This window comes from Enterobacter sp. CPE_E890, assembly GCF_046521475.1.
GTDB lineage: Bacteria > Pseudomonadota > Gammaproteobacteria > Enterobacterales > Enterobacteriaceae > Enterobacter > Enterobacter adelaidei.
The window spans coordinates 4,385,173-4,409,056 of sequence record NZ_JBKFZW010000001.1; the positions used below are offsets into that span (position 1 = coordinate 4,385,173).

The 23,884-nt window shown below is 54.7% G+C and carries 24 protein-coding genes; 12 read left to right on the plus strand and 12 right to left on the minus strand.

Annotated elements, in window-relative coordinates; all coding sequences use genetic code 11:
- The first annotated feature begins 213 nt into the window (after window positions 1–213).
- The 3 genes from ACLHV9_RS21660 to ACLHV9_RS21670 are packed head-to-tail and all read left to right on the plus strand — an operon-like array spanning window position 214 to window position 4,154.
- The gene (locus ACLHV9_RS21660; RefSeq protein ID WP_108091071.1) at window positions 214–1,359 is read left to right on the plus strand and encodes an SIS domain-containing protein; all 1,146 of its coding nucleotides are present in this window, start codon (window positions 214–216) and stop codon (window positions 1,357–1,359) included.
- A 12-nt stretch (window positions 1,360–1,371) separates the two neighbouring features.
- Window positions 1,372–2,244: a tagatose-bisphosphate aldolase subunit KbaY gene (kbaY, locus tag ACLHV9_RS21665; protein ID WP_028017067.1), complete on the plus strand. Its 873-nt coding sequence runs from the start codon at window positions 1,372–1,374 to the stop codon at window positions 2,242–2,244.
- A gap of 20 nt (window positions 2,245–2,264) precedes the next feature.
- On the plus strand, window positions 2,265–4,154 hold the full coding sequence (locus ACLHV9_RS21670) for an enterotoxin (RefSeq protein WP_108091072.1): 1,890 nt from the start codon (window positions 2,265–2,267) through the stop codon (window positions 4,152–4,154).
- Between the two features lie 19 nt (window positions 4,155–4,173).
- Here ACLHV9_RS21670 and ACLHV9_RS21675 read toward each other — a convergent pair whose 3' ends face one another.
- Complete coding sequence (locus ACLHV9_RS21675; RefSeq protein WP_108091073.1) at window positions 4,174–5,154, minus strand: Fic family protein; 981 nt, start codon at window positions 5,152–5,154, stop codon at window positions 4,174–4,176.
- A gap of 4 nt (window positions 5,155–5,158) precedes the next feature.
- Window positions 5,159–6,022 carry a 16S rRNA (cytidine(1402)-2'-O)-methyltransferase gene (gene rsmI, locus ACLHV9_RS21680; protein ID WP_108091074.1) on the minus strand — a complete coding sequence of 288 codons (864 nt, stop codon included), beginning with the start codon at window positions 6,020–6,022 and terminating at the stop codon, window positions 5,159–5,161.
- Window positions 6,023–6,084: 62 nt separating this feature from the next.
- Between rsmI and ACLHV9_RS21685 the strand changes: the two genes are divergently transcribed.
- From ACLHV9_RS21685 to dolP, 4 genes are read left to right on the plus strand one after another with little or no spacing between them, the layout of a single operon-like run.
- Window positions 6,085–8,241: a penicillin-binding protein activator gene (locus ACLHV9_RS21685; RefSeq protein WP_108091075.1), complete on the plus strand. Its 2,157-nt coding sequence runs from the start codon at window positions 6,085–6,087 to the stop codon at window positions 8,239–8,241.
- The gene (locus ACLHV9_RS21690; RefSeq protein WP_028017062.1) at window positions 8,199–8,594 is read left to right on the plus strand and encodes a YraN family protein; all 396 of its coding nucleotides are present in this window, start codon (window positions 8,199–8,201) and stop codon (window positions 8,592–8,594) included. Before ACLHV9_RS21685 ends, ACLHV9_RS21690 begins: the two co-directional genes overlap by 43 nt.
- A 21-nt stretch (window positions 8,595–8,615) precedes the next feature.
- Window positions 8,616–9,206 carry a DnaA initiator-associating protein DiaA gene (diaA, locus tag ACLHV9_RS21695; protein ID WP_003861754.1) on the plus strand — a complete coding sequence of 197 codons (591 nt, stop codon included), beginning with the start codon at window positions 8,616–8,618 and terminating at the stop codon, window positions 9,204–9,206.
- Between the two features lie 9 nt (window positions 9,207–9,215).
- On the plus strand, window positions 9,216–9,791 hold the full coding sequence (gene dolP, locus ACLHV9_RS21700) for a division/outer membrane stress-associated lipid-binding lipoprotein (protein WP_028017061.1): 576 nt from the start codon (window positions 9,216–9,218) through the stop codon (window positions 9,789–9,791).
- A 36-nt stretch (window positions 9,792–9,827) separates the two neighbouring features.
- Here the strand turns inward: dolP and ACLHV9_RS21705 are convergent, their stop codons facing one another.
- Both ACLHV9_RS21705 and ACLHV9_RS21710 read right to left on the minus strand, forming a co-directional pair.
- Window positions 9,828–10,865: a permease gene (locus ACLHV9_RS21705; RefSeq protein ID WP_407221065.1), complete on the minus strand. Its 1,038-nt coding sequence runs from the start codon at window positions 10,863–10,865 to the stop codon at window positions 9,828–9,830.
- Between the two features lie 40 nt (window positions 10,866–10,905).
- Entirely contained in the window at window positions 10,906–11,550 is a 645-nt protein-coding gene (locus tag ACLHV9_RS21710; protein ID WP_108091076.1) for an NAD(P)H-binding protein, read from the minus strand.
- Between the two features lie 128 nt (window positions 11,551–11,678).
- On the opposite strand from ACLHV9_RS21710, the gene ACLHV9_RS21715 reads away from it, so the two are divergent.
- A complete protein-coding gene (locus ACLHV9_RS21715; RefSeq protein WP_008501486.1) occupies window positions 11,679–12,197 on the plus strand; it encodes a type 1 glutamine amidotransferase domain-containing protein in 519 nt (172 codons plus the stop codon).
- Here ACLHV9_RS21715 and ACLHV9_RS21720 read toward each other — a convergent pair.
- On the minus strand, window positions 12,177–12,611 hold the full coding sequence (locus ACLHV9_RS21720; protein WP_028017058.1) for a YhbP family protein: 435 nt from the start codon (window positions 12,609–12,611) through the stop codon (window positions 12,177–12,179). The two genes, ACLHV9_RS21715 and ACLHV9_RS21720, sit on opposite strands and share 21 nt — an antisense overlap.
- 14 nt (window positions 12,612–12,625) lie before the next feature.
- On the opposite strand from ACLHV9_RS21720, the gene ACLHV9_RS21725 reads away from it, so the two are divergent.
- Window positions 12,626–12,955: a GIY-YIG nuclease family protein gene (locus ACLHV9_RS21725; protein ID WP_108091077.1), complete on the plus strand. Its 330-nt coding sequence runs from the start codon at window positions 12,626–12,628 to the stop codon at window positions 12,953–12,955.
- Here ACLHV9_RS21725 and ACLHV9_RS21730 read toward each other — a convergent pair.
- Entirely contained in the window at window positions 12,942–13,445 is a 504-nt protein-coding gene (locus tag ACLHV9_RS21730) for a GNAT family N-acetyltransferase (RefSeq protein ID WP_028017056.1), read from the minus strand. The two genes, ACLHV9_RS21725 and ACLHV9_RS21730, sit on opposite strands and share 14 nt — an antisense overlap.
- Window positions 13,439–13,963, minus strand: coding sequence for an SCP2 domain-containing protein (locus ACLHV9_RS21735; protein WP_028017055.1), 525 nt, complete (start codon window positions 13,961–13,963; stop codon window positions 13,439–13,441). The genes ACLHV9_RS21730 and ACLHV9_RS21735 overlap by 7 nt, the downstream gene beginning before the upstream one ends.
- 211 nt (window positions 13,964–14,174) lie before the next feature.
- Here ACLHV9_RS21735 and ACLHV9_RS21740 point away from each other — a divergent pair, with 211 nt between their 5' ends.
- From ACLHV9_RS21740 to ACLHV9_RS21750, 3 genes are all read left to right on the plus strand, one after another.
- The gene (locus tag ACLHV9_RS21740) at window positions 14,175–15,170 is read left to right on the plus strand and encodes a peptidase U32 family protein (RefSeq protein ID WP_028017054.1); all 996 of its coding nucleotides are present in this window, start codon (window positions 14,175–14,177) and stop codon (window positions 15,168–15,170) included.
- Between the two features lie 7 nt (window positions 15,171–15,177).
- Window positions 15,178–16,056, plus strand: coding sequence for a U32 family peptidase (locus ACLHV9_RS21745; protein ID WP_108091078.1), 879 nt, complete (start codon window positions 15,178–15,180; stop codon window positions 16,054–16,056).
- Between the two features lie 89 nt (window positions 16,057–16,145).
- Entirely contained in the window at window positions 16,146–17,147 is a 1,002-nt protein-coding gene (locus ACLHV9_RS21750) for a luciferase-like monooxygenase (protein ID WP_108091079.1), read from the plus strand.
- 57 nt (window positions 17,148–17,204) lie between these two features.
- On the opposite strand, the gene mtr is transcribed toward ACLHV9_RS21750, so the two are convergent.
- From mtr to pnp, 5 genes are all read right to left on the minus strand, one after another.
- Entirely contained in the window at window positions 17,205–18,449 is a 1,245-nt protein-coding gene (mtr, locus tag ACLHV9_RS21755) for a tryptophan permease (protein ID WP_108091080.1), read from the minus strand.
- Between the two features lie 142 nt (window positions 18,450–18,591).
- Window positions 18,592–20,481, minus strand: coding sequence for a DEAD/DEAH family ATP-dependent RNA helicase (locus ACLHV9_RS21760; protein WP_028017050.1), 1,890 nt, complete (start codon window positions 20,479–20,481; stop codon window positions 18,592–18,594).
- Window positions 20,474–20,554 (minus strand): protein YrbN, encoded by an 81-nt coding sequence (yrbN, locus tag ACLHV9_RS21765; protein ID WP_097533792.1) that lies wholly within the window; start codon window positions 20,552–20,554, stop codon window positions 20,474–20,476. Before yrbN ends, ACLHV9_RS21760 begins: the two co-directional genes overlap by 8 nt.
- A gap of 107 nt (window positions 20,555–20,661) precedes the next feature.
- Window positions 20,662–21,546, minus strand: a complete 885-nt coding sequence (gene nlpI / locus ACLHV9_RS21770; protein WP_008501476.1) for a lipoprotein NlpI — start codon at window positions 21,544–21,546, stop codon at window positions 20,662–20,664.
- A gap of 108 nt (window positions 21,547–21,654) precedes the next feature.
- On the minus strand, window positions 21,655–23,793 hold the full coding sequence (gene pnp / locus ACLHV9_RS21775) for a polyribonucleotide nucleotidyltransferase (RefSeq protein WP_028017049.1): 2,139 nt from the start codon (window positions 23,791–23,793) through the stop codon (window positions 21,655–21,657).
- Between the last annotated feature and the right edge of the window lie 91 nt (window positions 23,794–23,884).

Genomic DNA, 23,884 nt, shown 5'->3' on the forward strand with positions numbered 1-23,884 from the left:
GCGAGATCGTAAGGCCTTTCTTTTCCTTTCCTTCTTCATTGCCTTTCCTTTTGCGATCACACTTTTCGTTTTATTTCTTTTATTTCATTGAACTTTCGATTTCTTTTCTATAGATTTTATTTAACTGCTCAAGTGAACAAGTGAAACGAAACGAAAGATAGCGACATATTTGCCAGCGTCTGATGTGGAATTCACACGACTAAGGACTGAGTTATGCCACAAATCACTACCGCCACAACCGGCACCTGGACCGAAGAAGAGATCCGTCAGCAACCAGCGAGCTGGATCCGATCGCTCAGCAACATTGATAGCCTGCGTTCGTCTATCGACGGTTTTCTGACTCCGCTGCTGCGCAAATCTGATCTGCAGATCGTTCTGACAGGGGCGGGCACATCTGCCTTTATCGGCGACATTATTGCGCCATGGCTTGCCAGCCACACCGGGAAAAACTTCACCGCCGTACCAACAACTGACCTGGTGACGAACCCAATGGATTACTTCAGCCCAGCGCATCCCTTGCTGCTGATTTCGTTTGCCCGCTCCGGCAACAGCCCGGAAAGCGTGGCGGCTGTAGAACTGGCTAATCAGTTTGTGCCGGAATGCTACCACCTGTCGATCACCTGCAATGAAGCAGGCAGTTTGTACCAGAATGCCGTCAACAGCGATAACGCCTTTGCCCTGCTGATGCCAGCCGAAACGCACGATCGCGGCTTCGCGATGACCAGCAGTATCACCACCATGATGGCAAGCTGTCTGGCGGTTTTCGCCCCGGAGACGATCAACAGCCAGACCTTCCGCGACGTAGCCGATCGCTGCCAGGCGATCCTGACGTCGCTCGGCGATTTCAGTCAGGATGTCTTTGGCAATGCGCCATGGAAGAGGATCGTCTACCTGGGAAGCGGTGGCCTACAGGGTGTTGCGCGTGAGTCAGCACTGAAGGTGCTGGAGCTGACAGCCGGGAAACTGGCGGCATTCTACGACTCCCCTACTGGTTTCCGTCATGGGCCGAAGTCGCTGGTGGATCACGAAACGCTGGTGGTGGTGTTTGTCTCCAACCATCCGTATACGCGTCAGTACGATCTCGATCTGCTGGCCGAACTGCGTCGCGATCGCCAGGCCCTGCGCGTGGTGGCTATCGCCGCTGAAACGGATCCGGTTATTGAAGCGGGTCCGCACATCCTGCTACCGCCTTCTCGTTCGTTTATCGATATGGAACAGGCGTTCTGCTTCCTGATGTATGCCCAGGTCTTTGCACTTTCCCAGTCGCTCAGCGTAGGCAACACCCCCGATACACCATCCGCCAGCGGCACGGTCAACCGTGTGGTTCAGGGCGTTGTTATTCATCCGTGGCAGGCTTAAGAGGATCTCATCATGAGCATTATCTCGACTAAATATCTTCTGCAGGACGCCCAGGCAAAAGGCTACGCCGTGCCGGCGTTCAATATCCATAACGCAGAGACGATCCAGGCGATCCTCGAAGTGTGTAGCGAAATGCGATCGCCGGTGATCCTTGCGGGCACGCCCGGGACGTTTAAACACATTGCGCTCGAAGAGATCTACGCCTTGTGCAGCGCTTATTCCGTCACTTATGACATGCCGCTGGCGCTGCATCTCGATCACCACGAATCACTGGACGATATTCGCCGCAAAGTGAATGCCGGTGTACGCAGCGCAATGATCGACGGAAGCCATTATCCATTTGAGCAGAACGTGAAGCTGGTGAAATCCGTGGTCGATTTTTGCCATCTCAACGACTGTAGCGTCGAGGCAGAATTGGGGCGTTTGGGTGGCGTGGAAGATGACATGAGCGTCGACGCCGAAAGCGCATTTCTCACCGACCCACAAGAAGCGAAGCGCTTTGTTGAGCTGACCGGCGTCGATAGCCTTGCTGTGGCCATCGGCACCGCGCACGGCCTCTATACCAAACGACCCAAAATCGACTTCCAGCGACTGGCCGAAATTCGCGAAGTGGTCACCGTACCGCTGGTGCTGCATGGCGCGAGCGATGTACCGGATGAGTATGTTCGCCGCACCATTGAGCTGGGCGTGTGCAAAGTCAACGTGGCAACCGAGCTGAAAATCGCCTTTTCTGACGCCGTCAAAGCCTGGTTTGCCGACAATCCGCAAGGTAACGATCCACGCTTCTATATGCGGGTCGGCATGGATGCCATGAAAGAGGTGGTCAGAAGCAAAATTACCGTTTGTGGCTCGGCAAATCGCTTGCTGCTGCCGGCAGAAGCCTGATTGAAAAGGATCTTACCCTGATGAAAAAAATCCTCTCCCTCTCAATGCTTGCCCTGTGTGTTTCTCATGTCGCGATGGCAGCAAACTACAGCCTTAATAACGACAATATTGCCCTGTCATTTGATGACGCAAACTCGACGGTCGTGGTTAAAGACACCAGGGCCAACCATCCTCTGACACCGCAGGAGCTGTTCTTTCTGACGCTGCCAGATGAGAAAAAAATCCACACGGCGGATTTTAAGATCAAGCATGTCGAAAAGCTGAACAACGGAATTGTCATCGACTTCACCCATCCGGACTTTAACGTCACGGTGAAGCTGAACCTGGTGAAGGGGAAATACGCCAGCATCGACTACACCATCGCAGCCGTCGGGCAGCCTCGTGAAGTGGCGAAAATCACCTTCTTCCCAACCAAAAAGCAGTCTCAGGCACCTTATGTAGACGGGGCAATTAACAGCTCGCCGATTATCGCAGACTCGTTCTTTATCCTGCCGGATAAACCCATCGTTAATACTTACGCCTATGAAGCGACGACCAACCTCAATGTGGAGCTGAAAACGCCCATTCAGCCGGCAACGCCAGTCAGCTATACCACCTGGTTCGGTACCTTCCCGGAAACCAGCCAGCTGCGACGTAGCGTAAACCAGTTTATTGATGCCGTCCGCCCGCGTCCGTATAAGCCTTATCTACACTACAACAGCTGGATGGACATCGGCTTCTTTACCCCTTACTCCGAGCAGGATGTGCTGGGGCGTATGGACGAATGGAACAAAGAATTTATCACCGGGCGGGGCGTAGCGCTGGATGCTTTCCTGCTTGACGATGGCTGGGATGATCTTACAGGGCGCTGGCTGTTTGGCCCGGCATTCAGCAACGGTTTTGGCAAGGTACGGGAGAAAGCTGACAGCCTGCACAGCTCCGTTGGCCTGTGGCTTTCGCCGTGGGGCGGATATAACAAACCGCGCGATACTCGCGTCTCACATGCAAAAGAGTATGGTTTCGAAACGGTCGACGGGAAGCTGGCGCTGTCAGGCCCGAACTACTTTAAAAACTTTAATGAGCAGATTAGTAAGCTGATAAAAAACGAGCATATTACTTCGTTTAAGCTGGACGGAATGGGTAACGCCAACTCGCACATTAAAGGCAGCCCGTTCGCCTCGGATTTTGACGCCTCTATTGCACTGCTGCATAACATGCGCAGCGCCAATCCGAATCTGTTTATCAATCTGACGACCGGAACCAATGCCAGTCCATCCTGGCTGTTCTACGCCGATTCCATCTGGCGTCAGGGTGATGACATAAACCTTTTTGGCCCTGGTACGCCGGTACAGCAGTGGATGACTTACCGCGACGCTGAAACGTACCGTTCCATTGTGCGCAAAGGCCCGCTCTTCCCACTGAACTCCCTGATGTATCACGGGATCGTCAGTGCAGAAAACGCTTATTACGGGCTGGAGAAAGTGCAAACGGACAGCGATTTTGCCGACCAGGTCTGGAGTTACTTCGCCACCGGCACGCAGTTGCAGGAGCTATACATCACCCCTTCAATGCTGAATAAGGCGAAGTGGGATACCCTGGCGCAGGCGGCGAAATGGTCGCGGGATAACGCCAGCGTGCTGGTGGATACGCACTGGATTGGCGGTGACCCAACTGCGCTTCAGGTTTACGGCTGGGCATCCTGGAGCAAGGACAAAGCAATTCTCGGCTTACGTAACCCGTCGGATAAGCCGCAAAGCTACTACCTGGATTTGACGAGAGATTTCGAAGTCCCGACAGGAAACGCGTCGCAGTTTAGTCTGAAGGCAGTGTATGGACGTAATTCAACCGTACCGGAGGCGTACAAAAACGCAGTGGTGATTACGCTGCAGCCGCTGGAAACGCTGGTGTTTGAAGCATTCCCAGAAAAATAAAAAGTGTTCAGTTGGCAGGTTAAACCATGACCTGCCAGCTTCCCCCTTTCCTTGCCCCCACGCGTTTTAATTTACCTTTTGATTGCAAAGAACGGAGATAACGTTCCGCAGTGCGGGAAGTTACGCCCAAAACAGATGCCAACATTACCGCAGTCATTTGCGGTTGAACGGTAAGAAGCTCAAGGATAGTATTTTCCTTTTCCGACAATTCTTCCGACATTTTTTCCGACAATACTGACGACATACCTATGCCTTCCCGCAAAGCTTCAGCCATATTTTGCAGCATAAACTCCACGAATGCCGTGCAATCACTGGCCCGATCGCATTGTCCTAATATCTGGTAATAGCGCGCCTGCTGAAAATGGATGAGTGTCTCGACGGGTAGCCATGCCAGTTCCGCACGCCACTGGCTTAAGATCAACGTTTGCCACAGCCGCCCCATGCGGCCATTTCCATCTGAAAAGGGATGAATAAACTCAAACTCGTAATGAAATACCGAACTGGCAATAAGCGGGTGGAGATCAGTTTGCTTAAGCCAGGACAGAAGATCGTCGATCAGACGGTTCATCTGGGAGGCAGGAGGAGCCATGTGGACTAACTGGTTTCCACGGTATACCCCTACATCTCCATTCCTGAGCTTTCCAGGGAGATCGACCAGACCAGTCATTAATAACCGGTGTGCATTGAGTAAGTCATTGAGCTTCCATGGCTTCCATTCAGACAATTTCTCATATGCCAGGATAGCATTGCGGACTTCCTGAATATCTTTTTCAGGCGCGAGCACGCGCTTGCCATCCATGATTGCCGTCACTTGCCCGGTAGTCAGCGAGTTGTGTTCAATGGCCAGCGATGCCTGGATAGTGCGGATACGGTTCTCTTTACGCAGTAAAGGAGATGTCCTTCCGGAATGAGCCGCCCAATGCCCCAGCAACTCACCAATCTCAACAACCTGATTGAGAATTGATGGCGTGATAGCGAATGGAGGCAGGTAGCGGCTCATACGTTTACTCCCCCTGCTGCTCCAGCGCATACTTATACAGCGCATTTTTCTTCACGCCGTGAATTTCCGCCGCTAGCGCCGCAGCTTTCTTCAGCGGCAGTTCCGCCTGCAGCAGCGCCAGCGTGCGCAGCGCGTCGGCTGGCAGCGCGTCTTCCTGCGCTTTATGTCCTTCGACAATCAGCACCATTTCACCTTTACGGCGGTTTTCATCTTCCTTCACCCACGCCAGCAGTTCACCCACCGGTGCACCGTGGATCGTTTCCCAGGTTTTGGTCAGTTCGCGCGCCAGCACCACGTAGCGGGCTTCTCCCCACACGGTCACCATATCTTCCAGGCTCTCAAGCAGGCGGTGCGTGGATTCGTAGAAAATCAGGGTGCGCGGTTCCGCTTCCAGGTCTTTTAACACGTCGCGGCGGCCTTTGGATTTGGCAGGCAGGAAACCTTCATAGCAGAAACGGTCAGACGGCAACCCCGCAGCGCTCAGCGCAGCAATTGCGGCGCAGGGGCCCGGTAAAGGTACTACCCGAATCCCTGCTTCACGGCAGGTACGCACCAGATGATAACCAGGGTCGTTAATCAGCGGGGTTCCTGCATCGGAAACTAACGCAATGTTCTGCCCCTCTTTCAGCTTCGCCACCAGCGTTTCGGCTTTTTGTTGCTCATTGTGATCGTGCAGGGCAAACAATCGGGCGGTGATCGCGAAATGTTGAAGCAGTAAACCGGTGTGCCGGGTATCTTCAGCAGCAATCAAATCAACAGCTTGCAACACGGTAAGCGCACGTTGGGTAATATCAGATAAATTCCCGATAGGAGTAGGTACAATATAGAGCTGGCCTTGAGAATTATCCGCCGTTTCGTGTTGTTTCATTGTTTAGTCCGTATTGCCGATTTAATATTGAGCATTGCGTAAAAAAAATCACTGGATACAGTATGGTACCGTTAACGTTTCTTCGAAAAAAAGCCACTCGCAGCGTGCCGCTTCTGCTGGCAGCGCTGATCTTTGCAGGCTGTGGCACCCAGGCACCTGACCAGAGCACTGCACATCTGCAGGGTTCCGATCAGGCTGATTCTGGTTTTTATCTGCAACAAATGTCGCAGAGTTCAAATGATACCAAGACCAACTGGCAATTACTCGCCATTCGTGCACTGTTGAAAGAGGGGAAAACCCAGCAGGCCGCCGAACTGTTCAATCAGTTACCGAAGGATCTTAACGACACCCAACGTCGTGAGCAGAGCTTGCTTTCCGCTGAGCTGAAAGTCGCACTGAAAGATTATGATGGCGCGAAAAAGATCCTGGGTAATATCGACGTCAGCGCGCTGGATAAAAATCAGCAGGCTCGCTTCTGGCAGGCAGGTATTGCCGCTGAGCAGGGTCGTCCTTCCCTGACACTGCTCCGTGCACTGATTGCCCAGGAACCGCTGCTCGGCGGTGCCGACAAGCAGAAAAATATTGATGCCACCTGGCAGGCGCTTGCCTCCATGACCCAGGAACAGGCGCAGGCACTGGTCATCAATGCCGATGAGAACGTACTGCAGGGCTGGCTGGATCTGCAGCAGATGTGGTTTAACAACCGCAACGATCCGAAGATGCTGAAAGCCGGTATTACTGACTGGCAAACCCGCTACCCGCAGAATCCGGGCGCGAAAATGCTGCCAACACAGCTGGTAAACGTGCAGAACTTTAAGCCCGCATCGACCAGCAAAATCGCCCTGCTTCTGCCGCTAAACGGTCAGGCGGCGGTATTTGGTCGCACTATCCAGCAGGGTTTTGAAGCGGCGAAAAACGGTACCACGCCGGTGACAGGCAGTGCCGTTCCAGCACAAGCAGCACAGGCAGCAAATGTGAACGATGTTGTCAGCCCGTCCGCAGCCGAAACCAGTGACCTGACCACCGCCCAAACCCCGGCGCAGGGCACGATGCAAAACCCGGTTACCGCACCAACGACACCTCCGGCAGCCGCAACTGCGCCTGCGCCTGCAACACAGGCTCCGGCTGAGACACAAGCGGCGCCAGCACCTGCGGCCACAGCACAACCGTCTGAACAGCAACCTGCGCAACCCGCAGCCCAACCTGCTGCACAGCCGCAAACCGTGGCAGCCTCCAGCGCCAACCCGGGTGCTGAGCTAAAAATCTACGACACCAGCTCACAGCCGCTTGACCAGGTTCTGGCGCAGGTTCAACAGGACGGTGCAAGCATCGTTGTCGGCCCGTTGTTGAAAAACAACGTGGAAGAGCTGATGAAGATCAATACCACGCTGAACGTGCTGGCGCTCAATCAGCCTGAGCAGGTTCAGAACCGCGCCAATATCTGCTACTTCGCACTTTCCCCTGAAGATGAAGCCCGCGATGCCGCACGACATATCCACGAGCAGGGTAAACAGGCTCCTCTGTTGCTCATCCCACGCAGTACGCTGGGCGATCGCGTCGCGAATGCCTTTGCCAATGAATGGCAGAAGCTCGGTGGCGGTATGGTACTGCAGCAGAAATTCGGTTCAGTCTCTGAACTGCGCGCTGGCGTAAATGGCGGAGCAGGCATCGCGCTGAACGGTAGCCCGGTAACCGCAAGCCTGCCGCAGCAGCAGGGCGTGACAATTGGCGGTCTGACAATCCCGGCCCCACCTACCGACGCACAAATCAGCGGTGGCGGTAAAGTGGATGCCGCCTATATTGTCGCCACGCCGCAAGAGATCGCCTTTATCAAACCGATGATTGCAATGCGTAACGGCAGCCAGAGCGGTGCAACGCTGTACGCGAGTTCACGCAGCGCGCAGGGCACTGCAGGCCCGGATTTCCGTCTGGAAATGGACGGTCTGCAGTACAGCGAAATCCCTATGCTGGCAGGCAGCAATCCGGCACTGATGCAGCAGGCGCTGGGGGCAGTACGTAACGACTACTCTCTGGCGCGTTTGTATGCGATGGGTGTCGATGCGTGGGCGCTGGCGAACCACTTTACCCAGATGCGTCAGGTGCCAGGCTTTGAGCTTAACGGCAACACCGGCGATCTGACCGCTACTCAGGATTGCGTGATCAACAGGAAGTTATCATGGCTCAAATACCAGCAGGGGCAAATCGTCCCGGCCAGTTAAGCCGTAAAGAGACCGGTGATGCGTGGGAGTTAAAGGCGCGTCGCTGGCTTGAAGGCAAAGGACTGCGCTTTATCGCCGCTAACGTCCGTGGGCGCGGCGGCGAGATTGACCTGATCATGAAAGAGGCTCAGGTCATTGTGTTTGTAGAAGTCCGTTTTCGACAGTCCTCCCGTTTTGGCGGCGCTGCCGCCAGCGTGACGCTCGCCAAACAACATAAATTATTACAGACTGCCCACTTGTGGCTTGCCCGCCATAATGGGAGCTTTGATACTGTGGATTGCCGGTTCGATGTGATAGCCTTCACCGGAAATGAGATCGAATGGCTTAAAAACGCTTTTGGCGAAGACGCATAATTAAGATTTAAAAGGGATAACGTGCTCGAAAGAATTAAAGTGTGCTTCACAGAAAGCATCCAGACTCAGATTGCCGCGGCGGAAGCGCTACCGGATGCGATCTCCCGTGCCGCGATGACGCTGGTGCAATCCCTGCTTAATGGCAACAAAATCCTCTGTTGTGGCAACGGAACGTCAGCCGCCAACGCACAGCATTTTGCTGCCAGCATGATCAATCGTTTTGAAACAGAACGTCCGAGTTTACCTGCCATTGCACTTAATACCGATAATGTGGTCTTAACAGCGATTGCTAACGATCGTCTGCATGACGAAATTTACGCTAAGCAGGTGCGAGCCCTCGGCCATGCCGGAGATGTACTGCTGGCAATATCCACACGCGGCAACAGCCGGGACATTGTTAAAGCCGTTGAAGCCGCCGTAACCCGGGACATGACTATCGTAGCTTTAACCGGCTATGACGGTGGTGAGCTGGCGGGTCTGCTGGGGCCGCAGGATGTGGAAATCCGCATTCCTTCTCACCGTAGCGCGCGTATTCAGGAAATGCATATGCTGACGGTAAATTGCTTATGCGACCTGATCGATAACACGCTTTTCCCTCACCAGGATGATTAAGGAGTTCTTATGAAGGCTTTATCGACCCTCGCAGTCCTTATGTCTGCATTACTGCTTCAGGGATGTATCGCTGCGGCTGTCGTGGGTACTGCTGCGGTAGGCACCAAAGCGGCAACCGATCCGCGTTCTGTCGGGACGCAGGTGGATGACGGTACGCTTGAGCTGCGCGTCAACAGTGCGCTGTCGAAAGACGAACAGATTAAGAAAGAAGCGCGCATCAATGTGACGGCTTATCAGGGCAAAGTGCTGCTTGCAGGCCAGGCCCCTAACATGGAACTCGCCTCCCGCGCCAAACAGATTGCGATGGGTGTAGAAGGTACGACAGAAGTCTTCAACGAAGTGCGCCAGGGACAGCCTGTCAGCCTGGGCACCGCATCGTCTGACACCTGGATCACCACCAAAGTGCGTTCCCAGCTGCTGGGTTCTGATCAGGTGAAATCTTCCAACGTGAAAGTGACGACGGAAAACGGTGAAGTGTTCCTGCTGGGTCTGGTAACCGACCGTGAAGGGAAAGCCGCGGCTGATATCGCCAGCCGGGTGAGCGGCGTGAAACACGTCACCACCGCGTTTACTTATATCAAGTAACAAAAAATACCCGGCAATGCCGGGTATTTTTTTGCCTTAAACCAATGCAAAACTTCCTACTACCACCCCACTCAACGCCACAAGCCCCGCAGTCAGCCACAGCGCTTTGGCCGGGAATGATTTACGCAGCATGATAAGCGACGGCAGGCTAATTGCAGGCAGTGTGATGAGCAGCGCCAGCGCCGGTGCGGTGCCCATGCCAGCCAGCATCATGGTCTGCACAATCGGGATCTCAGCCGCCGTTGGGATCACAAACAGGCAGCCTGCAACGGCCATCGCAATGACCCACATCAGCGTGTTGTCGATAGCGCCATCCGCATGTGGGAAAAGCCAGACGCGCGCAGCCCCCAGAACCAGTACCGCAAGGATATAGACCGGGATGGTGCTCCAGAAAAGCTGCCATAACGCCTGACCCCAGCGCATGAAGAAACTCCCCTGAGGCTCGCTGACGTTCAGCTCAACTGACGCCGGTTCAACGGCATTATCTTTCACCCATTTTTGTACCAGCGTCGCGACCACCAGCACCGTCAGCAATCCAGCCACCAGACGGATGAACGCAAAATGCCAGCCCAGAACAAAACCCATAAACACCAGCGTCGCTGGGTTTAACAGCGGGTTACCCATCCAGAAAGCCAGCGCGCCGCCCATCGAGACACGCTGGCGACGCATCCCCGCGGTAACAGGAGCCGCACAGCAGGAGCACATCATGCCCGGCAGAGAAAAAATTGTCCCCAGCAGCGTGCCCTGAAATCGCGACTGCCCAAGCGTTTTCACCAGCCAGTTACGCGGAATAAGTACCTGAATCAGTGACCCCAGAATGACGCCTAAAACGGCGGCTTTCCAGACGGCAAGGAAGTAGACCATGGCGTAATCCCACGCCGCCTGCAGCGGGCTGGCATCAGCCTGAGCGAGAATAGATTTACCGATACTGTGCGTTTCGGCGGCGGTGAAGGCTTTGCCGTAGTAGGGCTGCCATTTCACATACCAGAGGCCGATAATGACCTCAAGAAAGAAGAGCGCGGGCTTCCACCATTGAACAGGTGTTGCCGCCTGAGATGAAGACTGACCAGTCATAGCATTCCCCGGAGAGTAGTAGGTAATTAGCCGGGGGAGTTTACGCCTCGCCCTGCGCGATTTCACGCAGTTTTGCCGAAGGGATAATGTTTACCCCTTCCTTCGAAGGTGAAAGCGCCTCTTTCAGCATCGCGCGTGCGACATCCTGCGCCTCAATGGATTTCCAGTTCCCCGGAAGAATGCGGAATAGCGGTGCAAAAATAGATTCATTAAAACGCCGTTCGTCGCGGTGTCCCAGCAACATGGAGGGGCGAACAATCGTCAGGTAATCCCACCTCTGCGCAATCAGCGCGTCCTCCATTTTGCCCTTCACGTTGTTGTAGAAAAAAGGCGATCCGGCGCTGGCACCCAGCGCGCTGACCACCAGGAAATGTTTCGCCCCAAGCCTTTTGGCCGTGAGTGCCGTATCTACCACCAGTGTGTAGTCCGCATGCACAAACGCCTCTTTACTACCCGCCTCACGCCGGGTCGTGCCGAGACAACAAAATGCGATATCAATGGGGTCCTGCACCTGTGCCAGCGCGTCCGTCAGCTGCGGATCATGTGGGTTGAAGACGCCGGAGATATCTGCGAGCGGTCGCCGCGTCGGGGCGGCAATATAATTCACTTTGCGCTCCTGAATCAGCAGACGCAGTAAATACCCGCCCACCAACCCGGTTGCGCCTGTAAGCAGTACCTGGCTCATCTTTTCCCCTTTACAGAATTGTCCGTTTGCGAACTTAGCGTGGTCGACCACACTTAGATGTCTGTTACAGGTAAGTATTTACCACAAGCGGAGAAAAATCAGTCTGAAGCCAAAACAACGGAGGAAGCATGGGCAAAAAAATCGCAGTCTTGATTACCGACGAGTTTGAAGATTCAGAATTCACCTCTCCAGCCGAGGCGTTCCGCAAGGCGGGACATGAAGTCATCACCATTGAGAAAGAAGCGGGTAAAACGGTGAAAGGCCATAAGGGTGAGGCCAGCGTGACCATCGACGAGACTATCGATAACGTTAGCCCGTCAGATTTTGACGCCTTGCTGTTACCCGGCGGCCATTCACCGGATTCCCTGCGCGGCGACGAACGCTTCGTGACCTTCACACGGGACTTTGTCTCTACCGGCAAACCGGTCTTTGCCATCTGCCACGGCCCGCAACTGCTCATCAGCGCTGAGGTTGTACGCGGGCGTAAGCTCACGGCTGTGAAACCGATCGTTATCGATCTGAAAAATGCGGGAGCCGAGTTTTACGATCAGGAAGTGGTCAACGACAAAGACCAGCTGATCACCAGCCGAACCCCGGACGATCTTCCGGCATTTAACCGCGAAGCGCTACGCCTGCTCGGCGCGTAGCCAGTGCAGCTTCTTGCCAAAGCCCAGCGTGTTGTCGGTAAATTTCAGCTCATCAAGGCGGATTTCCCATACCGGGGCTTTTAGCGCAGCGGCAACCGGAAAGCGGCGCGTGTAAAGCTTACGACGCGCGTCGCTCTCTTCTCCGTCCAGACGACGGATTTCCCCTTTAAACTGCACCCCACGGATCAATGCGACCGTTTTAGGCTGGCCATTCACCGTGCCCGCGACCTCCGCCTGCTGGCCAGTCATCTGCGCATGACGTGTCTTATCTTCACTCATGATATAAAAGGCCACACGCTCCGGATCGTAGTAGTAAAACGCGTTTGCGCACCACATCTCACCCTCGCTGTACACGCACCAGGTGACGACATGCTGTTTCGCCAGCCAGCGGTTAATGGTGGCCAGTGTTTCCATTTTCATTCTCTCTCATGCTATGGTGCGTTCACCTTAACATACTGAATCTGTTTACCGTGTGCTGGTTTCTCTATCTTGTCCGAACCGCTGATAACGCACTCTACACCGGGATCACTACCGATGTGGCGCGGCGTTTTTTACAACATCAAACGGGAAAAGGGGCAAAAGCACTGCGGGGGAAAGGAGAACTACAACTCGCCTTTTCAGCACCTGTTGGTGACAGATCGCTGGCGCTAAGACTGGAATACCGTATTAAGCAGTTGACGAAGCGCCAGAAAGAGCGCCTCGTGAGCGGAGACGGCTCGTTTGAGGCGCTACGCGAGCACCTGATTAAAAGCGATTGAAATGGTCGTGGTACTCGACCAGGCCATTGACCCCGTTGAGCGCGTCGTCCGCCAGACGATGGACCTGGAAAGCAGATTCCGTACCCGGCCAGCGGCAGCGCAGATCGTAATGCGCGGCCTGCTCAAAGCCCAATCGTCCATAGAACGCCGGATCGCCCAGCGTGACAACGGCCGCATAACCAAACTCATTCAGCGAATCCAGCCCTTCATAGACCAGCTGACGTGCCAGCCCTTGCCCGCGATAGTTTTCATCTACCGCCAGCGGTGCCATTCCCACCCACTGAAGATCTTCGCCCTGAACGATGACCGGACTGAAGGCCACATAGCCGACCACCTGACCTTCGTCATCGGTAGCAACCAGCCCCAGCGTAATCAGGCCATCTTCACGGAGATCGTGGACCAGTTGGGCCTCGGCATCGCTCTCAAAAGAGCGGCGTAGCAACGCATCAATTCCCGGTGCATCAATCCCAATTTCAACTCGAATCAGCATGGCTCACCTACTGAAGTGTGTTTGCTTTCCGGCGGGCTTTTCAGCCCAGCCTCAACGAAATCTGCCATTTGCATCAACATGACACGCAGCGCTTTTGGCATCTGCTCCAGCTCAATGGCATCCATTAAATTCTTAACGTACAGGCCCAGCTCCGTATCGCCTTCAATGACCAGACGACGCTGGAAGAAGAGCGTATCCGGATCTTGCTTACGCGCGGCAATCATCAGCAGATCGCTGGCGTTGGCGCTAAAGCTCACATCCGCGTCAGCGGATTCACGTACGATCAGCTGATCATTCTCAACGGAGGTAAACCAGCGTAGCCCGATGTCACGCACTTCAATGCTTAGCCAGCGGCCTTCCAGGAACTCCAGCTCGCCGTCCTGCAGCGCCTGGCGGAACTGCCAGCTCAGGACCTGCTCCAGCACCTGTCGTTTAAGCGCGAACGGTGCCAGCTTGACCGGCACGCTCAGCATTGATGGACCAAATTGTACGAGACGTGAACGCAGTTTATCCAGCACGAGCTTTACTCCCTGATATCTATAGTCCTGCTATTTTGCCATATCCGAAGCGCAACATAGCGGCGTAAATCAACAAACCGTCGTCCGCCGTACCTCATTATTGGTGCCATCAATACGCCATTAGCTGCCTTAAATCAAAAATTGTCGCGTATGGGTTAATTAAAATCCCAGCTCGTTAACAATTTTGCGATCGACTACATCAGGATAAATTATGGAGCTGCTCTGCCCAGCCGGAAACCTTCCGGCGCTTAAGGCGGCCATCGAAAATGGGGCCGATGCGGTCTATATCGGGCTGAAAGATGACACCAACGCCCGCCATTTTGCTGGCCTCAACTTTACGGAGAAAAAGCTTCAGGAAGCCGTTAACTTCGTTCACCAGCACCGCCGCAAACTGCATATCGCCATCAATACTTTTGCCCATCCTGATGGCTATGCCCGCTGGCAGCGTGCGGTGGATATGGCGGCACAACTGGGTGCGGATGCGCTAATCCTGGCCGACCTCGCTATGCTTGAGTATGCGGCAGAACGCTATCCCCATATTGAGCGCCACGTCTCTGTTCAGGCATCTGCCACTAACGAAGAGGCCGTGCGTTTTTACCATCAACACTTTGACGTGGCCCGCGTGGTGTTGCCGCGCGTGCTCTCTATTCATCAGGTTAAGCAACTCGCGCGCGTCACGCCAGTGCCGCTTGAAGTTTTTGCTTTTGGTAGCCTGTGCATCATGGCTGAAGGCCGTTGCTATCTTTCCTCTTATTTAACCGGTGAATCGCCGAATACCGTCGGGGCCTGCTCCCCTGCCCGATTTGTTCGCTGGCAGCAGACGCCGCAGGGGCTGGAGTCTCGTCTGAATGAAGTACTGATCGATCGCTATCAGGACGGTGAAAACGCTGGCTATCCGACGCTGTGTAAAGGTCGCTATCTGGTCGATGGCGAGCGTTACCACGCGCTGGAAGAACCCACCAGCCTCAACACGCTGGAACTGCTGCCGGAACTGCTGGCGGCCAATATTGCCTCGGTAAAAATCGAAGGTCGCCAGCGCAGCCCGGCGTACGTGAGCCAGGTGGCGAAAGTCTGGCGTCAGGCCATCGACCGCTGCATGGCCGATCCGCAGAACTACGCCCCACAACCCGCCTGGATGGAGACGCTCGGCTCGATGTCCGAAGGCACGCAAACCACGCTTGGCGCGTATCACCGTAAATGGCAGTGAGATAACCATGAAATATTCATTAGGGCCGGTGCTCTACTACTGGTCAAAAGAGACGCTGGAAGATTTTTACCAACAGGCCGCCACCAGCAGCGCCGATGTGATTTATCTCGGTGAAGCCGTGTGTAGCAAACGCCGCGCCACTAAGGTCGGCGACTGGCTGGATATGGCAAAAAACCTGGCCGGAAGCGGCAAACAGGTAGTGCTTTCAACGCTCGCTCTGGTACAAGCCTCTTCCGAACTGGGGGAACTGAAGCGTTATGTTGAGAACGGCGAGTTCCTGCTGGAAGCGAGCGATCTGGGCGTGGTGAACATGTGCGCTGAACGCAAGTTGCCGTTTGTCGCGGGTCATGCGCTGAACTGCTATAACGCCGTCACCCTGCGTCTGCTGCTCAAACAGGGGATGACGCGCTGGTGCATGCCGGTAGAACTCTCCCGCGACTGGCTGGTAAACCTGCTGACTCAGTGCGAAGAGTTAGGCATTCGCAATCAGTTTGAAGTGGAAGTGCTCAGTTACGGCCACCTGCCGCTGGCCTACTCTGCCCGTTGCTTTACCGCGCGCTCGGAAGATCGCCCGAAAGACGAGTGCGAAACCTGCTGCATCAAGTACCCGAACGGGCGCAGCATGCTGTCTCAGGAGAATCAGCAGGTATTTGTTCTGAACGGTATTCAGACCATGAGCGGTTATGTCTATAACCTGGGCAATGAGCTGGCATCGATGAACGGGCTGGTAGACATGGTGCGTCTGTCGCCGCTGGATACCAGCGTGTTCGCAATGCTGGACGCCTTCCGCGCCAATGAAAACGGGACATCTCCGCTGCCGCTGACCGCTAACAGCGACTGCAACGGTTACTGGAAGCGCCTCGCCGGGCTGGAACTGCAGGCATAGCGATAAAGTGTAAAGGCTCACTTTGTTAACAACGGTTATTAATTTTTAATGCACTATTAAAAGATTCACCGTCGACAAAGTGAGCTGTTATGACTGATAAAACCATTCCGTTTTCGGTGCTGGATCTGGCGCCGATCCCACAAGGCTCCTCAGCGGGCGAGGCCTTTTCCCACTCTCTGGATCTTGCTCTTCTTGCCGAAAAACGTGGCTATCACCGCTACTGGCTGGCGGAACACCACAATATGGTGGGTATCGCCAGTGCCGCGACATCAGTACTGATTGGCTATCTGGCGGCGAACACTACCACGCTGCATCTCGGATCCGGTGGCGTCATGCTGCCGAACCATGCGCCCCTGGTGATTGCCGAGCAGTTTGGTACGCTCAATACCCTCTATCCAGGGCGCATTGATTTAGGGCTTGGCCGTGCGCCGGGCAGCGATCAGCCGACCATGCGCGCGCTACGTCGCCATATGAGTGGGGATATCGACAACTTCCCACGCGATGTGGCGGAACTGGTGGACTGGTTCGATGCGCGGGACCCGAACCCACACGTGCGCCCGGTTCCGGGCTACGGCGAGAAGATCCCGGTGTGGTTGCTGGGCTCAAGCCTCTACAGCGCACAGCTTGCCGCACAGCTGGGGCTGCCATTTGCGTTTGCCTCACACTTCGCGCCGGATATGCTGCATCAGGCGCTGCATCTCTACCGCACGAACTTCAAACCATCTGAACGTCTGGAAAAACCGTACGCGATGGTGTGTATCAACATCATTGCCGCCGACAGCAATCGCGACGCGGAATTCCTGTTCACCTCCATGCAGCAGGCGTTTGTGAAGCTGCGACGCGGCGAGACGGGTCAACTCCCGCCGCCGGTGGAGAATATGCATCAGCTGTGGTCCGCTTCCGAGCAGTATGGCGTGCAGCAGGCGCTGAGCATGTCTCTGGTGGGCGATAAGGCGAAAGTGCGTCACGGGCTTGAAGCGGTGCTGCGTGAAACGCAGGCGGATGAGATTATGGTTAATGGCCAGATTTTCGATCACCAGGCACGTTTGCATTCGTTTGAGCTGGCGATGCAGGTGAAAGAAGAAATGTAGGGAAGTGTGTTTTGTTACTCCGGCCCTCTCCCACAGGGAGAGGGTGAAAAGAGGCGTTTACTGATACACAGGCAGCAAGTTGAAGCTCGACAGTACATGCACCAGCGCGTTGCCAACACCGAACACCAGAATCAGCACAATCATCGGTTTGCCGCCCCAGACGCGGAATTTAGGGCTACCGAAGCGTTTACGTGATTTGCGCGCCAGCAGCGCCGGCACAATTGCCGCCCAGATGGTTGCCGCCAGTCCGGCATAGCCGATGGCGTACAGGAAGCCGTTCGGCCACAGCAGGCCACCCACAATCGGTGGCAGGAAGGTCAGCAGCGCAGTTTTGAAGCGCCCCATAGCAGAATCATCAAAGCCAAACAGATCCGCCAGGTAGTCAAACAGGCCCAGCGTTACGCCGAGGAAAGAGCTCGCCACGGCAAAGTTGGAGAACACCACTAGCAAGAGATCCAGACTACGGCTGTTCAGCACACCACTCAGCGCCTGCACCAGCACATCGATGTTACCGCCCTTCTGCGCAATGCCGATAAATTCCGGACGCGGGATATTACCCATCGTCCCCAGCAGCCAAATCACATACAGACCCAACGCCAGCAGCGTGCCGTAGACCAGGCATTTCACAATCGTACGCGGATCTTTGCCGTAGTACTTCATCAGGCTCGGCACATTGCCGTGGTAGCCGAACGACGCCAGACAGAACGGTAGCGTCATCAGCAGGTACGGCGTATAGGAGGTATTCACTTCAGCGACGTTAAACAGTGTAGCGGGAGTGACGTGCCCCAGCAGGCTGCCGAAGGTCAGGAAGAAGGTGATGACCTTCGCGCCCAGCACAATCGCCGTCATACGGCTCACCGCTTTGGTACTCATCCAGACGATAAACGCCACGCCAAGGGCAAAACACAGCCCCGCCAGACGCGCCGGAACGTTCAGCGACATCTCCGAAAAGGTGTGATGCAGAATCGAGCCGCTTGCTGAAATATACGCGTAGGTCAGGATGTAAAGCACAAACGCGATGGAGAGGCCGTTCACCAGGTTCCAGCCTTTACCTAAAAGATCTTTGGTAATGGTGTCGAAGCTCGAACCAATACGGTAGTTCAGGTTCGCTTCGAGGATCATCAGCCCGGAATGGAGCATACAGAACCAGGTAAAAACCAGCGCCGCCAGCGACCAGAAGAACCACGCACCGGACATGACCACGGGCAGGGAGAACATCCCGGCCCCAATAATGGTTCCGCCGATGATCACCACGCCGCCAAGCAGCGAAGGTGACGTTTGGGTGGTGGTTAGTGTCGCCATACAGCCATTTCTCCAGTCAATAATGCGGTGATGCATTTTAATGTGCAGCACTGTACCAGTACAGGAGTACAAAAGAAATAAAAAAAGCCCCGATAGCGTTTATCGGGGCTGTATATTTTACTTTACGTCAGTGGCGTAAGGCTTACGCGTCACGACGACGGCTTGAACCTTCGTCACGACGTGGGCCACGGTTTTCACGGCGCTCGCCGGAGAAACGACGACCTTCACCGCCACGACCTTCGCTGCGACCGCCTTCACGACGCTCACCACCGAAACCGCGACCACCGCCACGACGTTCGCCGCCACGGTCAGGACGTGGCTGTGCATCGCCCAGCAGCTGCATGTTCATCGGCTTGTTCAGGATGCGGGTGCGAGTAAAGTGCTGCAGTACTTCGCCCGGCATGCCTTTTGGCAGCTCAATGGTAGAGTGGGATGCGAACAGCTTGATGTTACCAATGTAACGGCTGCTGATGTCGCCTTCGTTAGCGATCGCGCCAACGATGTGACGAACTTCAACACCATCATCACGGCCCACTTCAATGCGGTACAGCTCCATGTCGCCCGCGTCACGACGCTCACGACGTGGACGGTCTTCACCACCGCGCTCTGGACGGTCACCACGTGGGCCACGATCGTTACGGTCGCCACGACGTTCGAAGCGATCGTCACGGTCACGGAATTCACGCTTAGGACGCATTGGTGCATCTGGTGGCACGATCAGGCTACGTTCGCCTTGCGCCATTTTCAGCAGTGCTGCAGCCAGAGTTTCCATATCCAGCTCTTCGCCTTCAGCGGTTGGCTGAATCTGCGACAGCAGTGCACGGTACTGATCCAGATCGCTGCTTTCCAGCTGCTGCTGAACTTTCGCGGCGAATTTCTCCAGACGGCGTTTGCCCAGCAGTTCTGCGTTTGGCAGGTCAGCTTCTGGAATGGTCAGCTTCATGGTGCGTTCGATGTTACGCAGCAGACGACGCTCACGGTTCTCAACGAACAGCAGCGCACGACCCGCACGACCTGCACGACCGGTACGGCCGATACGGTGAACGTAAGACTCGGAGTCCATCGGGATGTCGTAGTTAACAACCAGGCTGATACGCTCAACGTCCAGACCACGTGCTGCCACGTCGGTTGCAATCAGGATATCCAGACGACCGTCTTTCAGACGCTCCAGAGTCTGCTCACGCAGGGCCTGATTCATGTCGCCGTTCAGCGCTGCGCTGTTGTAGCCGCTACGCTCAAGCGCTTCAGCCACTTCCAGGGTCGCGTTTTTGGTACGAACGAAGATAATCGCCGCATCAAAATCTTCCGCTTCCAGGAAACGTACCAGCGCTTCGTTTTTGCGCATGCCGTATACAGACCAGTAGCTCTGGCTGATGTCCGGGCGAGTGGTGACGCTGGACTGAATACGCACTTCCTGCGGCTCTTTCATGAAGCGGCGGGTAATGCGACGAATCGCTTCTGGCATGGTTGCAGAGAACAGCGCGGTCTGATGACCGTCCGGGATCTGCGCCATGATAGTTTCTACGTCTTCGATGAAGCCCATACGCAGCATTTCATCTGCTTCATCCAGTACCAGGCCGCTCAGTTTAGAGAGGTCCAGAGTACCGCGCTTCAGGTGATCCAGCAGACGGCCAGGCGTACCGACAACAATCTGTGGGCCCTGGCGCAGGGCGCGTAACTGCACGTCATAACGCTGGCCGCCGTACAGGGCAACCACGTTTACGCCGCGCATATGTTTAGAGAATTCCGTCATTGCTTCAGCAACCTGAACAGCCAGTTCACGGGTTGGAGCCAGGACGAGGATCTGCGGTGCACGCAGGTCCGGATCAATGTTGTTCAGCAGCGGCAGCGAGAACGCCGCAGTTTTACCGCTACCAGTCTGGGCCATGCCCAGCACGTCACGACCAGAGAGCAGATGTGGGATACATTCTGCCTGGATCGGAGATGGTTTTTCGTAACCCAGATCGTTAAGGGCTTCAAGGATAGGAGCCTTCAGGCCCAGATCTGCAAAAGTGGTTTCGAATTCAGCCATGTAGTACGAGTGCCTCAATGTCAATGGCGGCCAGTCTACTTAGCTCATCGTGAAAATGATCTGCAATTTTCATTGAAAAGTGTGAACCGGCTCAAATTAGATGTATTGACGAACAACAACGCCCTCACCAGTTAAGGTGATGGCAATCAAAAGATTACGGGCTGATGTTTATGTCGTCAGCTATTGCTGGTCCGATTCTGCCAGGTCGTCTTGCTCCTGGCCCAAGAGCGATAATTCCAACAATGCATAACGGTGCTCAACGAAGTTGTGTACGTTGTTAGCAACCGCTAATTTGAACAGTGCCGTAGCGCTGTCCTTATCCCCCAGACTTAGGTAGTACTTACCTAAATAGAAGTTGGTTTCACTGAGATGCTCAGCGAGCGAGGTGTTATCCGTTGCGTCCGCCTTGAGGCGTTCCATCAGCGTTGCTTCGCTAATGTTGCCCAGGTAGAACTCGACAATGTTCCATCCCCACTGTTCCTTGTCCGATTTATCGAAGCGCTGTTTCAGTGCCTCTTTTGCCTGCTTCTCATCGAGCTTCCGCTCAACGATGTAAAGCCACAGGCTACGGAAAGGATCATTAGGATCGTCTTGATAAAACGCCAGCAGATCATCTTGCGCTAACTTGTCACGACCGCCGTAATATAATGCGATACCGCGATTCAAGTGCGCGTAGTTGTAAGTTGGATCAAGCTCAAGTACAGAATCAAACGCTTCATAGGCAGCATCAAAATTGCCTGCCTGCGTTAAATAAATGCCTAAGTAATTGAATACTTCAGGCATATCAGGTCGGATTGCCAGCGCTTGTGAAAAATCATTTCGCGCCAATGCCCTCAGACCGAGACTATCATACAACACTCCGCGCTCATATAAAAGCTGTGCGCGTTCGTCATCGGTTAAAGCCCGACTGGCAAGAATTTGTTCCATGCGTGCCAGAATCACTTCCTGCTGCAAAGTCGGTTGCAATGGCACTGCGAGGACTTCGCTCTTACGCCAGGCAGAGTTGCTGCATCCTGCCAGCGTTAGAGCTGTCGCAACGAAACACCAGCGCAAAAAAGGCTTCATTTCCCACTCCCGAAGACAACTATTGGATGAACGTCCTGTCCCCCGGCGGCTTAACAAGGCGTCCTGCCTGATAATAGGCCCTCCGCAAAGCGGAGGGCAAATGGCAACTTACTCGCCTTGCTGTTCTGCTGCCTGTGCTTCTGGCGCAGCAGCTGGCTGAGACTGCTCGGTTGCTTCTTTAATGCTCAGACGGATACGGCCCTGGCGGTCAACTTCCAGAACTTTAACCGGTACTTCCTGGCCCATCTGCAGGTAATCGGTCACTTTCTCAACGCGCTTGTCAGCGATCTGAGAGATGTGAACCAGACCTTCTTTACCGCCACCGATGGCAACGAACGCGCCAAAGTCAACGATACGGGTCACTTTACCAGCGTAGATACGGCCCACTTCGATTTCTGCGGTGATTTCTTCGATACGACGGATAGCGAATTTCGCTTTCTCGCCATCGGTTGCAGCAATCTTCACTGTACCGTCATCTTCGATTTCGATGGTGGTGCCAGTTTCTTCGGTCAGAGCACGGATAACAGAACCGCCCTTACCGATAACATCTTTGATCTTGTCTGGATTGATCTTGATGGTGTGAATACGTGGAGCGAACTGAGAAATATCGCCACGCGGTGCGTTAATCGCCTGTTCCATCACGCCCAGGATGTGCAGACGCGCACCTTTAGCCTGGTTCAGAGCAACCTGCATGATCTCTTTGGTGATACCTTCAATTTTGATATCCATCTGCAGTGCAGAGATACCGTCGCGGGAACCCGCTACTTTGAAGTCCATATCGCCCAGGTGATCTTCGTCGCCCAGAATGTCAGACAGAACAACAAAGTTGTCGCCTTCTTTCACCAGACCCATTGCGATACCCGCAACAGCGGCTTTGATTGGCACGCCTGCATCCATCAGCGCCAGAGAGGCACCACACACGGAAGCCATAGAAGAAGAACCGTTAGATTCGGTGATTTCAGAAACCACACGAACGGTGTACGGGAATTTGTCTGCGTCTGGCATCACTGCCAGCACACCGCGCTTCGCCAGACGACCGTGACCAATTTCACGACGCTTCGGTGAACCCACCATACCGGTTTCACCTACGGAGTACGGAGGGAAGTTATAGTGGAACAGGAAGCTGTCAGTACGCTCGCCCATCAGTTCGTCGATGATCTGTGCATCACGGGCAGTACCCAGAGTTGCCGTCACCAGCGCCTGAGTTTCACCACGGGTGAACAGTGCAGAACCGTGAGTACGTGGCAGTACGCCAGTACGAACGTCCAGACCACGGATCATGTCTTTTTCGCGGCCATCGATACGCGGCTCACCAGCCAGAACGCGGCTACGAACAACGTTTTTCTCGATTGCGTGCAGGATTTCGCCAATTTCGTTAGCGTCCAGCGTTTCGTCTTCAGCAACCAGGGCAGCGGTAACGTCAGATTTGATCACGTCAACCTGAGCGTAACGCTCCTGTTTGTCAGTGATACGGTACGCATCGCTCAGACGAGATTCTGCCAGTGCAGCAACGCGTGCATTCAGTGCGTCGTTTGCCGCTTCTGGCTGCCAGTCCCAACGTGGTTTACCCGCTTCTTTCACCAGGTCGTTGATGTTCTGGATAACAACCTGCTGCTGATCGTGACCGAAGACCACGGCACCCAGCATCTGGTCTTCGCTCAGCAGTTCAGCTTCGGATTCAACCATCAGGACAGCCGCTTCAGTACCTGCAACCACCAGGTCCAGCTTACTTTCTTTCAGCTCTTCCTGAGTTGGGTTCAGTACGTACTGGTCGTTGATGTAACCGACGCGCGCAGCACCGATTGGGCCATTGAATGGAATACCAGACAGTGACAGGGCAGCAGATGCACCAATCATCGCTACGATGTCCGGGTTAACCTGTGGGTTAACGGAAACAACGGTCGCGATAACCTGAACTTCGTTCACGAAACCTTCCGGGAACAGCGGACGAACTGGACGGTCAATCAGACGCGCGATCAGGGTTTCGCCTTCGCTTGGACGGCCTTCACGACGGAAGAAACCACCTGGGATTTTACCGGCAGCGTAAGTACGCTCCTGGTAGTTAACGGTCAGCGGGAAGAAGTCCTGACCTGGTTTTGCTTTTTTCTGGCCCACTACGGTCACGAATACCGCGGTGTCATCCATGCTTACCATAACGGCAGCAGTAGCCTGACGTGCCATCATGCCGGTTTCCAGCGTGACGGTATGTTGACCATACTGGAATTTACGAACGATCGGATTCAGCAAAGTTCTGTCCTTTCTTAAATGTTTGACAGCACACCCACGGCGTGCTGTCGATTTAACCCGACCTTCTTCGCATCCTCGCGACTAATGACAA

Coding starts and splice junctions, on each gene's coding strand:
- ACLHV9_RS21660 (WP_108091071.1), top strand. CDS start 214: ATGCCACAAATCACTACCGCCACAACCGGCACCTGGACCGAAGAAGAG.
- kbaY (WP_028017067.1), top strand. CDS start 1,372: ATGAGCATTATCTCGACTAAATATCTTCTGCAGGACGCCCAGGCAAAA.
- ACLHV9_RS21670 (WP_108091072.1), top strand. CDS start 2,265: ATGAAAAAAATCCTCTCCCTCTCAATGCTTGCCCTGTGTGTTTCTCAT.
- ACLHV9_RS21675 (WP_108091073.1), bottom strand. CDS start 5,154: ATGAGCCGCTACCTGCCTCCATTCGCTATCACGCCATCAATTCTCAAT.
- rsmI (WP_108091074.1), bottom strand. CDS start 6,022: ATGAAACAACACGAAACGGCGGATAATTCTCAAGGCCAGCTCTATATT.
- ACLHV9_RS21685 (WP_108091075.1), top strand. CDS start 6,085: ATGGTACCGTTAACGTTTCTTCGAAAAAAAGCCACTCGCAGCGTGCCG.
- ACLHV9_RS21690 (WP_028017062.1), top strand. CDS start 8,199: ATGGCTCAAATACCAGCAGGGGCAAATCGTCCCGGCCAGTTAAGCCGT.
- dolP (WP_028017061.1), top strand. CDS start 9,216: ATGAAGGCTTTATCGACCCTCGCAGTCCTTATGTCTGCATTACTGCTT.
- ACLHV9_RS21705 (WP_407221065.1), bottom strand. CDS start 10,865: ATGACTGGTCAGTCTTCATCTCAGGCGGCAACACCTGTTCAATGGTGG.
- ACLHV9_RS21710 (WP_108091076.1), bottom strand. CDS start 11,550: ATGAGCCAGGTACTGCTTACAGGCGCAACCGGGTTGGTGGGCGGGTAT.
- ACLHV9_RS21715 (WP_008501486.1), top strand. CDS start 11,679: ATGGGCAAAAAAATCGCAGTCTTGATTACCGACGAGTTTGAAGATTCA.
- ACLHV9_RS21720 (WP_028017058.1), bottom strand. CDS start 12,611: ATGGAAACACTGGCCACCATTAACCGCTGGCTGGCGAAACAGCATGTC.
- ACLHV9_RS21725 (WP_108091077.1), top strand. CDS start 12,626: ATGCTATGGTGCGTTCACCTTAACATACTGAATCTGTTTACCGTGTGC.
- ACLHV9_RS21730 (WP_028017056.1), bottom strand. CDS start 13,445: ATGCTGATTCGAGTTGAAATTGGGATTGATGCACCGGGAATTGATGCG.
- ACLHV9_RS21740 (WP_028017054.1), top strand. CDS start 14,175: ATGGAGCTGCTCTGCCCAGCCGGAAACCTTCCGGCGCTTAAGGCGGCC.
- ACLHV9_RS21745 (WP_108091078.1), top strand. CDS start 15,178: ATGAAATATTCATTAGGGCCGGTGCTCTACTACTGGTCAAAAGAGACG.
- ACLHV9_RS21750 (WP_108091079.1), top strand. CDS start 16,146: ATGACTGATAAAACCATTCCGTTTTCGGTGCTGGATCTGGCGCCGATC.
- mtr (WP_108091080.1), bottom strand. CDS start 18,449: ATGGCGACACTAACCACCACCCAAACGTCACCTTCGCTGCTTGGCGGC.
- ACLHV9_RS21760 (WP_028017050.1), bottom strand. CDS start 20,481: ATGGCTGAATTCGAAACCACTTTTGCAGATCTGGGCCTGAAGGCTCCT.
- yrbN (WP_097533792.1), bottom strand. CDS start 20,554: ATGAAAATTGCAGATCATTTTCACGATGAGCTAAGTAGACTGGCCGCC.
- nlpI (WP_008501476.1), bottom strand. CDS start 21,546: ATGAAGCCTTTTTTGCGCTGGTGTTTCGTTGCGACAGCTCTAACGCTG.